This window comes from Leisingera sp. NJS201 (assembly GCF_004535885.1).
Classification (GTDB): domain Bacteria; phylum Pseudomonadota; class Alphaproteobacteria; order Rhodobacterales; family Rhodobacteraceae; genus Leisingera.
In genome coordinates, this window is record NZ_CP038237.1 from 16,875 (window position 1) to 28,545 (window position 11,671).

An 11,671-nucleotide genomic window follows, 5' to 3' on the forward strand; every position below is an offset into this window, starting at 1 on the left:
AAGGGCTATTCCAAAGGTGCTAAATCTGAGAACGGCCTTCTGGGATGTAATGTCCTGGGGGGCTTTTCTTTTGCCTGCTTACGTGCCTCCTGTCCTTAGTGTTTCTGCTCTTGCTCAGTCTTCCGGCTGCTCGGGCTGGTCTTGCTGCCAGCGGCCGTGAAGCTCTTCCATGATCTCTTCTGCATGGGCGTCGAACCAGGTGTCAAAGCCGGGCGTGTCCTTGGCAGAGATCGTCAGGGTAATGCCTTTGGCGGTGGTTTTGATGCCCGCCACCTCAGCGCCGCCGTTGCCGGGCAGGGCGCGGGCTTTCGGCGGGGCAGGGGCCGGTTCGGGTTCTTGCGGCACGTTCCGGGCATGTTTCAGAACCGCCTCGAACCGCCCGTCAGAGTCATAGGTCGTAAAGTCGGGCCGGTTCGTCCGGGTGATGGCCCGGGTCCGTGCCGGTGGATCGTCGAACAGCTTAACCAGCATCATCCAGCGGTCGCGGCCAATGCCGGGGGCCGAGCCGATCGTCCGCAGGAACGGCAAATCAAAGGCCGTGCCGACCTTGAGCATCCGCGACACCATCGGCAGGTCGATCGACAGTGCGGCGGCAATTGTCTGCCGTCCATAGCCATCCGCCTGCAACTGCGCCGCAAAGGCGGCCTTTTCAATGAAACTGAGGTCCTGGCGCGAGGTGTTTTCCTGGCCCTGGGCCATCACCAGCGCATGATCATCCAGCTGCCGCACCATCGCCTTGACCGGCTGGCCCAGCTCGCGCAGCGCCTTCAGGCGGCGGCGGCCATAGACGATTTCGAACCGCCCCTGTGTCTTGGGATGCGGGCGCAGCAGCACCGGCACCTGCTGGCCATAGGTCTGCAGGCTGTCCTTCAACTGGTTGAAAGCCGCCCCGTCCATGCCCAGGCGGTCCTCATAGCCCGCATCGTCGATCAGCGCGGTGTCGATCTCCTGCACCGCGCTTTCCTGCAGCTTGCTGAGCGAGGATTGCAGCGCCCCGACGGCGCCGCGCGGCATCATTTTGGGTTTCGGCCCGCCAGCGGATGCTGCGGGGGTGTTCAGGGCCGTGCTGAGAATGCCTTTGCGTGCCATCAACGCCTCCATGCGTGTTGAAGGAGCGATTCTATTTCATCGTTAACTTGATTCAGTGAATCGACCGCACGGTCATAGGTTGACCTGTGAAACTGGGATCTTTCCACCTCGTAAACGGTCTGCTGGGTCAGCCCCGCGTCGGAAATCGCGGTGGATTTCAGCATCGGGGCGACCATGACTTCTTCGCCGAACAGCTGCCGCATGAAGGCAACCACCTGTTGCTGCGGACCGTCGTTGGGTTCGTACCGGTTGATCAGGAAGCGCAGGAAATCAAACTCCAGCGCGGCGCCGGCATTTGAGACCACATCCAGCAGTTCGGCTGACATTTGCAGGAACTGCGACATTGACGCGATGTCGAGCATGTTCGGCACCACGGTGATAATCACGCCAGTCGAGGCACAAAGCGCCGACATGGTCAGATAGCCCAGCTGCGGCGGGCAGTCGAAGATGATCACGTCGTAATCCTTCTCGACCTCCTGCAATGCTGCGGCCATGCGTGAGAAAAACGCTGGCTGAACGTTGTTCAAAAGAGCTTGAGGCGTCTCATGCTCGAATTCCTGCAGGATCAGCCCGCCGGGCGCCAGATCCAGACCGCTGAAGTAAGTCTGCTGGATGATCTGGCGCAGGGGCAGGGGGTCTTCATAGCGGATTGCGTCATAAATCGTCCCTGTTTCAAGGAAATCGACCTCGGGCCGATAGCCGAAAAGCGTCGTCAAGGACGCCTGCGGGTCGATATCCACTGCCAGCACCCGGTAGCCTTTCAGCGCCAGCCGCTGGGCGGTGTGGATGGACGAGGTGGTCTTGCCCGAGCCGCCCTTGAAGTTCAGGAAGGACAGCACCTGCACCTTGTCGCCGTCGCGGCGGCCGCGCAGATAGGTGCCGGGCGTTTTGGCCGCGGCATCTAGGATCTTGCGCATTTCCAGCAGATCAGCGGCGGAATAGTGGCGCCGCCCGCCCGGCGTGGTGTGCACCTCGGGGAATTTGCCGTCAAAATGCAGCTTGCGCAGGAAACTGGAGGAAATGCCCAGCATTTCCGCCGCTTCGCCGGCGCTGAACAGACGCAATTCCTTCCTTGCATCCGGCGCGAAACTCGCCAGCATGTGGCTTTCGAGAGCCGCACTGAGGCTTTCCGCGTTTTCGCGGATTCGCTGATTGATGTGGAGTGCTACTGCCAACTGCTGCCCTCTCGATAGTAACGCTGTTTTGCGTCAGCGCTTTATTTATCGTTTCTATACGCAATGCGCACAGTGTTTTGCAATAGATTCCTTCATTTACAGGTTGCAGGCGGATGTCCGGGGTTTCTGACAGAAGGCCGGCTTTGTCCGTAAGTGATGGGTAATGTATTGAAATAACACATTTAAAACCATTTCTGCCAGGCGCGGCCGGGAAAAGCGCATTATCCGGCCCTCTTTGTAGATGATCCGTAGATGGCGCATAGGCTGAGTCGCGGCAGATCGGGGATTCCCCCGGTTTAGGCCCGAACAGGCGTTACTTAGGGTCTGATTTGAGGTCTGACAGGGTCGGAGAATCCGCCGCAAAGCAAGGCAGCAGCCCCCTGGCCGCTTCCGCCGGGCGGAGTGTCGGTTTTTGCAATCGCATTTCGTAATCCTGCAGGTGAAGCCCGGAAATTTCAGAAAAACTCTCCGTCAAAGGAGACCCCTGCCATGACTGAGCAAGCCACTGCGACCCGTTCGCGCTCGGGCGGCCGCACCGCCCGCCGCGCCCTGCGCACCGCCCGAAATTCGACATGCTGCCGGGCCTCACCCGCAATATCCCACTGTGCGAGGTGATGGACGGCGCCCAGGTTGAGATGATCGACAACGCCTCGATGGATATTCTGGAAAACGTAGGCGTCCAGTTCCGCGATCCCATCGCGCTGGAAGACTGGAAGCGCGCCGGCGCCAAGGTCGAGGGCGAGCTGGTCTTTCTCGACCGGGGGCTGGTACGGGAGCTGATCAAGACCATCCCCAGCGATTTCACCTATCACGCGCGCGATCCGCAAAAGAACCTGCGCCTGGGCGGCAAGCATTCGATGTTCATCCCGATGACCGGGGCGCCGTTCCTGCGCGATCTGGACGACGTGCGCCGCAATCCGATGATGGACGACCTGGCGATGTTCCACAAGCTGGCGCATATGATGCCGTCCTTGCACTCCTCGGCGCATCACATCGTGGAGCCCTATGATCACCCGATCAGCCAGCGGCATCTGCGGATCACCTATTCGTCGATGAAATATTCCGACAAGACGTTTATGGGCATGACCACTTCGCCTAAGAACGCCGAGGATGTGCTGGACATGTGCGCGATCCTGTTCGGCGCGGATTTCATCGACAGCCACCCGGTGGTGACCGGCAATTGCAACGGCAACTCGCCGCTGGTCTGGGACGAGACCATGCTGGGCGCGATGCGCGCCTTTTGCCGCCGCAACCAGCCGGTGCTGTGCTCGCCGTTTGTGCTGGGCGGCGCCAATACGCCTGCCTCGGTCCCCGCCACCGTGGCGCAGCTGAACGCCGAGGCGCTGAGCGCGCTGGCCTATACCCAGGTGATCCGCAAGGGCGCGCCTGCGATCTATGGCCATTACCTGTCGACCGTCAGCATGAAGTCCGGCGCGCCAATGGCGGGCACGCCCGAGATCAGCCTGATGAACTTCATGATCGGACAGATGGCGCGGTATTACGGCGTGCCGTGGCGGACCTCCAACACGCTGGGCGGTGCCAAGACGTTTGATGCGCAGGCGGGCTATGAATCCGCAACCACCCTGTCGGCGGTCATGCACGCGGGCGCCAACTACATCTGGCACTCGGCAGGCTGGAACGAGGCGGGCATGCACTGCTCTGTCGCCAAATTCATCGTCGATGCAGAGCAATGCGCCATGGCCTACCGGATGGCGGAAGGCCCGAAATGGCACGATTTTGATCAGGCGCTGTCGGCGGTACCGGATGTCGGGCCGGGCGGCCATTATCTGGGCCATCCGCATACCCAGGAGAATTTCCAGGAGGCGTTTTTTATGCCGGAGATGTTCGACAACAACTCGATCGAGCAATGGCAGGCCGAAGGCGGGGTTGAGATCACCGAACGCGCCCTGACCCGTGCCAAGAAGCTGCTGTCGGAATACCAGGAGCCGAAGCTGGACGAGGCCAAGAACGAAGAATTGCTGGACTACATCGCCCGGCGCGAACGCGAAATCCCCGCTGCAGATGAGCTGAACCAAAGCTACTGACCTTTCCCCGACTGGCCCGCCCCGACGATTAGCGGGCGGGCCTTTTTTCCAACAGGGCAAGCATATGAAAATTGCGGAAATCCATATTTATCAGCACGATCTGCCGGTGAAAAACGGCCCCTACACCATGGCCAACGCCGCGGTTTGGTCGCTGGACACAACGCTGGTGAAGCTGGTGGCGGACAACGGGTTGGAAGGCTGGGGCGAGACCTGTCCGGTTGGCCCCACTTACGCCGAATCCCACGCCGGCGGCGCCCGCGCAGCGCTGGCCGCGATGGCAGAGGGGCTGATCGGCGCCGAAATCGCACCCGTGACCCTGCACCGGCGCATGGACGGGCTGCTGAACGGACACAATTACGCCAAGGCCGCCATCGACATCGCTGCGCATGATCTCTTGGGCAAGCAGTTCGGCGTCAGCGTCTCAACCCTTTTGGGCGGTGCGTTCACCGACCGCGTGCCCTCCTACTATGCCACCGGCGTCGGCGCGCCCGATGATATCGCGCGGCTGGCTGCCGGGAAACTGGCCGAGGGCTATCCCGCCTGCAGGTCAAGGTCGGCGGACGGCCTGTGGAACTGGACATTGAGACCATTCGCAAGGTCTGGGAACAGATTGGCGGTTCCGGCATGCGGCTGGCGGTGGACGGCAACCGCGGCTGGACCACGCGGGATGCGCTGCGCGTCAGCCGCGAATGCCCTGAGATCCCTTTATCATGGAGCAGCCCTGCAACACGTTGGAAGATCTGCAGAAAATCCGCCCGCAGATAACCCACGGCCTCTACATGGATGAAAACAGCACCAGCCTGAACACGGTGATCACTGCCGCCGGCACCGGGCTGGTCGATGGGTTCGGCATGAAGGTGACACGGATTGGCGGCCTGCAGCCGATGCGCGCCTTCCGCGACATCTGCGAGGCGCGCAACCTGCCGCACACCTGCGACGACAGCTGGGGCGGCGATATCATTGCGGCGGCCTGCACCCATATCGGCGCCACCGTTAAGCCGGACCTGCTGGAGGGTGTCTGGCTGGCGGCCCCCTATATCGAGGGCAACTACGACGCGGAAAACGGTATCCGCATCGAGGGTGGCCATATCAGCGTCCCGCAAGGTCCCGGCCTGGGCATCACCCCGGACGAGAGCCTGTTCGGCGCGCCGGTGGCATCCTTTTGATTGGAGACAGAATTATGGAATTTCAGGGAAAATGCGCGCTGGTCACCGGCGCAGCAGGGGGCATCGGTGCCTCCATCGTGGAACGCCTGCGCGCCGCTGGCGCCAAGGTGGCGATTGCCGACCGCGACACCAGCGGTATTGAGGCCGAAGCGCATCTGCCCGGCGATCTGCTGGACGCGGATTATGCCAACACCCTGCCGCTGGCCGCCGCAGAGGCGCTTGGCGGGCTGGATATTGTCATCAACAACGCCGGCGTCATCACCCGCGGCCCGGTGACAGAGACCTCGGATGCCGACTGGGACCTGTCGATGGGCGTCAATGTGCAGGCGCCGTTCCGCATCTGCCGCGCCGCGATCCCGCTGATGGCTGAAACCGGCGGCGGCGCCATCGTCAACACCGCGTCCTGCTGGGGCGGCAAGGCTCCGGGCCGAACCACGCGCTTTACTGCATGACCAAGGCGGCAATTGCCTCGCTGACCCAATGCATGGGGATGGACCATGCGCATCAGGGCATCCGCATCAACGCGGTCTGCCCGAACGAGGTGAACACGCCGATGCTGCGTTCGGGCTTTGCCAAACGCGGCTTTGACCCGGACTCGGCAGTGGCCGAGCTGGGCAAATCGGTGCCGCTGGGCCGGATTGCCGAGCCCGAGGATATCGCCGATGTGGTGCTGTTCCTCGCCTCGGACGCCGCCCGCTACATGTGCGGCGCGCTGGTTGAGGTGAACGGCGGGAAACCGGTGTCATGAGCCGGTTTGAAGGCAAGGTTGCGCTGGTCACCGGCGGCCGCAGCGGTATCGGTCAGGCCATCGCCCGGCGTCTGCGCGACGAGGGCGCCCGCGTCTTCACCGCGCAGCGCGGCACGGATGCAAATTTTGAGGCTATCGCCGCCGATTTCACCGACCCGGACAGCCCGGCGCAGGTCATCGCCGAGGCCGTCAACAGGGCAGGGCGCCTTGATGTGCTGGTCAACAACGCCGGCATGATGCAGGAGGCCCGGGTCGAGGACATGACCCTCGCCGACTGGCAACGCAATTTGACCGTGAACCTGACGGCACCCTTCCTGATGATCCAGGCCGCCCTGCCGCATCTGCGCAAATCAAAGGGCAGTATCGTCAACACCGGATCCATCGAAGGCCTGGGCAGTAATCCCGGCCACGCCGCCTATTGCGCCTCCAAGGCCGGGCTGCATGGTCTCACCCGCGCGGTGGCGGTGGATCACGGAGCGGAAGGCATCCGCTGCAACGCGGTGGCGCCGGGCTGGATTGACACCGAGCTGAACCTCGATTTCATCGGCGCCATGCCCGATCCGGAGGCCTTCCGCCGCGATATCGCCGGCATCCACCCGGTGGCCCGCACCGGCAAGCCGCAGGAAGTGGCGGCGCTGGTGGCTTTCCTGGCATCAGAGGACGCGGGCTTCATCACCGGCCAGGTCTATACCGTTGACGGCGGGCGAATGGCCAAGCTGAGCCTGCCTTGAACCAAAAGCCGGACCTTCAAGGCCCGGCCCCGCTTCATCTTTGCAAAAATACTCCGGGGGAGGCCGCACGCCGGGGGCAGCGCCCCCAACGCCTTATTCCTTCCCGGACCGCCATTCCTTCCACATCAGATAGGTGTTCGCCCCAAGCGAGGCAAAGGGTTCCGGCGGCAGCCTCGGCGGCTCCGGCTGGGCCAGAAAATGGCTGGCAATCTCCGATCCGCCCTGCAGCAGCAGTTCAGCCGCCCCCATCCCCTGCTGGGTGCCGCGGGCAATGCCAAGGCCGTTCTGGCAGCAGGCGGAAAAAACACCCTGTTCCAGCTCGCCGAACGCCGCAGACCCGTTGCGGCTAAGGCACAGCATCCCGGCCCAGCGGTGCTCCATCTGCACATCCCCCAGATGCGGGAAGCGTTCGCGGAACTTGCGGTCATGCACCCAGCCGGCATTGCGCAGGCGCATCCGGCTGGTCTCAATCGTGGGGTGAAAACTGGCGCAGGTGCGGATCAGGATCCGGTCGCCGTATGAGCCGGAAATCCGCCGCACCGAGGTGCCGACCGGGTCCGATGGCGTCACCGACCAGCGCGCTTCGCCGCCCAGCCGGGCGATTTGTTCCGGTGTCAGGCGTTTGGTCATCGAGGCATATAGGCAGATATGCATCAGGCGGCGCTGGTAAAAGCCGAAGCTTTCCAGATGGCCGTTGTTGGCCAGGATAATCCTGCCGGTGCTGATGCGGCCCTTGGGGTGGAAACCAGCCAGCCTCTGCCCTGTTTTTCAAACCCTGTGGCGGGGGTGTTTTCAAAGACGCTGATTTGCCCGGCCAGATGTGCCGACAAGGCCCTGATATAGCCCGCGGGCTGGATCATCACTGTACCCGGCGCATAAAGGCCGGAGGTGTAATGCGGGCTGCCTGTCAGCGCCTGCATTTCCGTTTGCGAGTAGAGCGTATGCGGCTCGCCCAGCCGCTCCAGATGGGCGGCAAAGTCGCGGTTGTGCCGATCGCCTGCACGGGTGGCGGCGGCGTTGATTTTACCGGCAGGATCAAAGATCTCCTGCGGCAGCGCGCAGTCTTCGGCGATGCCCTTGGCAAACGCGATGGCCTGGCGGTTCAGGGCAATGGCGGCGCGGTCGGCCTCCAACGCGTCGCCGGCGTAATTATCCGAGGCCAGATCATGCGGCAGGTCGATCATAAAGCCGGAATTGCGCCCGGCTGAGCCTTCGGCGAATTGCCCGGCTTCCAGTACCGCGACCGTCAGGGACGGGTCCAGCTGATGCAGGCGCCGGGCCGCCGACAGCCCGGCAAATCCGCCGCCGATGATGGTCACATCGGCGGTCAGATCCTGGTCCAGCACCGGCAAGGGCGTCTGCGGCGGCAGGATGGCATTCCATCCCGCCGCTGCGGTCTGCCGGGGCAGGCGTTTGGCGGTGTAGGTGCTCAATCCACGGCCTCATCTGCGTCGTCGGCCAGATCAATCCAGATGGTTTTCAGCTGGGTGTACTGGTCATGGGCATGGACCGAGTTGTCGCGGCCGCCAAAGCCCGACTGCTTGTAGCCGCCAAATGGCGTGGAGATGTCACCCTCGCCAAAGCTGTTCACCGTCACCGTGCCCGCCCGGATAGCCCTCGCGCCGCGGATGGCGCGTTTGGCATTGGCGGTGAAGATCGACGCACAGAGGCCATAGTCGGTGTCATTGGCGATCCGGATAGCCTCGTCAAAGCCAGTGACTTCGATCACCGACAGGACGGGGCCGAAAATCTCTTCGCGCGCCAGCACCGCATCATTGCCTGGCACTTCAACCACCGTGGGTTCGACAAAGGCGCCATCATGCGATTTGCCGCCCAGAACCACGTTTTCCGCCTGCTCCAGATAGCCGCAGACCTTGTCGAAATGCGCGGGTGAGACCAGCGCGCCCATGCGGACCTCCGGGTCCAGCGGATCACCGATGTTCCACTGCTTGGCGTGATGCGCAATCCGCTCCAAAAGCTCGGCCTTCACGTCCTTATGCACGATCAGCCGCGAGGAGGCCGAGCAATTCTCGCCCATGTTCCAAAACGCGCCGTTCACCACATGGGCGGCAACCCGGTCCAGGTTTTCGGCGTCGTCCATCACGATGGCGGGGTTCTTGCCGCCCATCTCCAGCACCACTTCCTTGGCGTTGCTTTCGGCGGAATAGGTCAGGAACCGCTTGCCGGTCACGGTGGAGCCGGTGAAGGACACCATGTCGATATCCATATGCCGCCCGATGGGCTCGCCCACGTTGGCGCCGCCGCCGGGAACAATGTTCAAGACACCGCGGGGCAGGCCGGCTTCCATCGCCAGTTCCGCCACCCTCAGGGCGGTCAGGGTGGTCTCCGCCGCAGGCTTCACCACAACCGAGCAACCCGCCGCCAGCGCCGGGCCGATCTTCCACGCCAGCATCAGCAGCGGGAAATTCCACGGCAGCACCAGACCCACCACGCCGATGGGTTCGCGCACCACCATGGCGATGTGATCATCCGAGGCAGGCGATACCTGATCATAGATCTTGTCGATCGCCTCGGCGTGCCATTTGATGCAGTGGATGGTCTCCGGCACATCAACGGTTTCGCAGTCATAGATGGTTTTGCCGCTGTCGATGCTCTCCATCACCGCCAGTTCACGCGCGTTGCGGGTCATCAGCTTGGCCAGCCGGATCAGCACGTCCTTGCGCTCAGACGGGTGCAGGCGGGACCAGCGCCCGTCGTCAAAGGCTTCGCGGGATTTTTCAACTGCGAAATCAACATCCTCGGCGCCGCAGGCGGCAATATCGGCGAGTTTCACTCCAGTGACCGGGTTCACCGTTTCAAAGGTGTTTCCCGAGGCCGCCGGGCGGAATTTACCGTCGATGAAGGCACCGGTGGGCAGGGCCAGCCCTGCGGCGATGGATGTGTATTCGTCCTGGGTCAGCAATGTCATGGCTCAGCCCTCCGCCTGAATGTCGGCAATTTTCTGTTTCAGCACCCGCACAACCTGTTCCAATGCGCGTTTGTCGTCCTTGTTCAGCCCTTTCAGCGGTGCGCGCATGGCGCCGGCCGCAATGCCGTTCATGGTGACGCCGTGTTTGATGGTCTGGATGAATTTTCCGCCCTGCTCCAGCACATGCATCAAGGGCATCATCGCCGACATGATGCGGCGGCCCTTGGTGTAATTGCCCTCCACCACGCAGGCGTTATACAGCGCCACATGTTCGGCCGGCAGGAAGTTCGATCCGCCGCAGACCCAGAACGGCGCGCCCCAGGCAAAGAATTCCAGCGCCTGATCATCCATGCCGCAGCCCAGCTGGATATGCGGATAGTCGCGGGCCAGCAGGTGCACCCGGTTGATATCGCCCGAGCTTTCCTTGATGCCGCAGAAATTGCGGCTGCGCCCGACCCGGTCCAGGAACTCCTCGCCCATCATGGTGCCGGTGCGGTGCGGGTAATTGTACAGCATCACCGGCAGATCAGCAGCCTTGTCGATGGCCAGCGCATTCAGCGCGTTTTCGCGGTCGGTCGGCACCGAATAGGGGGGCGAGGCCAAGAGGATACTGTCGGCGCCAATGTCCCTGGCACCCGCGGCCAGCGCCACGGAGTCGCCGGTCAGCATCGCGCCGGTGCCGACAACCAGCGGCAGCCGGCCCTTGAGCTGCTCATGGGTGAACTTTGCCAGCTCCAGCCGTTCCTCGACGGTCTGGGCATAGTTTTCACCGGTCGAACCGCCGGAGATCAGGCCATGCACGCCGTTTTCAACCAGGTATTCGATCACCTCGGCCTGCGCGTCCCAATTGACGCTGCCGTCCTCGTGATAGGGCGTCACCACAGGGGTGTAGATCCCTTCAAAGCGGAATATTGGGGTCATTTTGTCCTCTATGCAGGGGTTTTGCGTGCGACCGTGCCCAGCGGCACGTCCAGCCCGGCGGGCATGACAAACAGTTCAATCCGGTCGCGTGACAGGTTCCAGTGATCAATCGCCAGCTGCGCCGCCGCCGCCTCGTCGCCCGTCTCAATCGCGGCGATGATGGCGTCATGCTGGGCGCTGGCTTCCGAGACGTTTTCGGCCATCTCGGGGCTTTGCGGCCGGTAAAAGGTCATCGAAATACGGGCGTGGTCAATCAGCAGCCGCTGAAACGAGGGCAGCAGATAGATGTTGTCGGCCATCTCGCCGGTCACTTCGTGGAAACGGTTGTTGGCCATCGCCCGCTCGGCGCTGGAGCCGCTGCGCAGGGCGGCTTTGAAATCCTCCTGTGCGGCCTTCAGCACCTCGATCTGGGCGGGCGTTGCGTGTTTCGCCGCCAGTTGCAGCACCGCGCCATAGATCATCGGTGCGGCCAGGAAGAAATCGCGCAGGGTCATATGCGACATCTCGCTGACCCGGGCACCGCGGTTTTCGCGCAGATCCACATAGCCTTCGCCTGCCAGCTGGCGCAGCACTTCGCGCAAAGGCGTGCGCGACAGGCCGGTATCCTCGGACAGTTTCGCCTCGTCCAGATCGGCGCCCGGGCGCAGCTCCAGCGTCATGATGGCGGCCTTGAGACGGTTGTGCAGCTCGGCCTTACGGGTCTTGGAGGCGTCTTTCATGGATCTCTCTCCTGCCGCTGTTGCGGGTGGGATTCGTCGGGTCGCAGTCTCTATGTCATGACTATATGCGCCCTGTACAGATAAAATACATATTGTGTACAGAGAAAAAATGTGATGTGTGCAGTTTGCGGGCGCTTTGCGCAGTGCA

8 protein-coding genes and 3 pseudogenes are annotated in these 11,671 nt (G+C 62.7%); 4 read left to right on the forward strand and 7 right to left on the reverse strand.

From position 1 onward, the window contains the following. Positions 1-114: 114 nt before the first annotated feature. Together repB and repA are read right to left on the reverse strand one after the other, a co-directional pair. On the reverse strand, positions 115-1,089 hold the full coding sequence (gene repB / locus ETW23_RS22525) for a plasmid partitioning protein RepB (RefSeq protein WP_134831507.1): 975 nt from the start codon (positions 1,087-1,089) through the stop codon (positions 115-117). Then, entirely contained in the window at positions 1,089-2,264 is a 1,176-nt protein-coding gene (repA, locus tag ETW23_RS22530) for a plasmid partitioning protein RepA (protein WP_134831508.1), read from the reverse strand. Before repA ends, repB begins: the two co-directional genes overlap by 1 nt. Positions 2,265-2,753: 489 nt before the next feature. On the opposite strand from repA, the pseudogene ETW23_RS22535 reads away from it, so the two are divergent. From ETW23_RS22535 to ETW23_RS22550, 4 genes and pseudogenes are all read left to right on the forward strand, one after another. Next, a pseudogene (locus ETW23_RS22535) lies at positions 2,754-4,309 on the forward strand (trimethylamine methyltransferase family protein). Between the two features lie 64 nt (positions 4,310-4,373). Continuing rightward, positions 4,374-5,475: pseudogene (locus tag ETW23_RS22540) on the forward strand (mandelate racemase/muconate lactonizing enzyme family protein). A 14-nt stretch (positions 5,476-5,489) separates the two neighbouring features. Next, positions 5,490-6,223 (forward strand): annotated as a pseudogene (locus ETW23_RS22545) (SDR family NAD(P)-dependent oxidoreductase). Further along, positions 6,220-6,954: an SDR family NAD(P)-dependent oxidoreductase gene (locus tag ETW23_RS22550; protein WP_134831510.1), complete on the forward strand. Its 735-nt coding sequence runs from the start codon at positions 6,220-6,222 to the stop codon at positions 6,952-6,954. The pseudogene ETW23_RS22545 and the gene ETW23_RS22550 overlap by 4 nt, the downstream one beginning before the upstream one ends. A gap of 93 nt (positions 6,955-7,047) precedes the next feature. On the opposite strand, the gene ETW23_RS26945 is transcribed toward ETW23_RS22550, so the two are convergent. From ETW23_RS26945 to ETW23_RS22570, 5 genes are read right to left on the reverse strand one after another with little or no spacing between them, the layout of a single operon-like run. Further along, positions 7,048-7,608 carry an FAD-binding oxidoreductase gene (locus ETW23_RS26945; protein WP_368075911.1) on the reverse strand — a complete coding sequence of 187 codons (561 nt, stop codon included), beginning with the start codon at positions 7,606-7,608 and terminating at the stop codon, positions 7,048-7,050. Continuing rightward, a complete protein-coding gene (locus ETW23_RS26950; protein WP_368075912.1) occupies positions 7,608-8,387 on the reverse strand; it encodes an NAD(P)/FAD-dependent oxidoreductase in 780 nt (259 codons plus the stop codon). Before ETW23_RS26950 ends, ETW23_RS26945 begins: the two co-directional genes overlap by 1 nt. Then, on the reverse strand, positions 8,384-9,883 hold the full coding sequence (locus tag ETW23_RS22560) for an aldehyde dehydrogenase (RefSeq protein WP_134831511.1): 1,500 nt from the start codon (positions 9,881-9,883) through the stop codon (positions 8,384-8,386). Before ETW23_RS22560 ends, ETW23_RS26950 begins: the two co-directional genes overlap by 4 nt. Positions 9,884-9,886: 3 nt before the next feature. Continuing rightward, complete coding sequence (locus ETW23_RS22565) at positions 9,887-10,804, reverse strand: dihydrodipicolinate synthase family protein (RefSeq protein ID WP_134831512.1); 918 nt, start codon at positions 10,802-10,804, stop codon at positions 9,887-9,889. Between the two features lie 8 nt (positions 10,805-10,812). Beyond that, the gene (locus ETW23_RS22570; RefSeq protein ID WP_134831513.1) at positions 10,813-11,523 is read right to left on the reverse strand and encodes a GntR family transcriptional regulator; all 711 of its coding nucleotides are present in this window, start codon (positions 11,521-11,523) and stop codon (positions 10,813-10,815) included. Between the last annotated feature and the right edge of the window lie 148 nt (positions 11,524-11,671).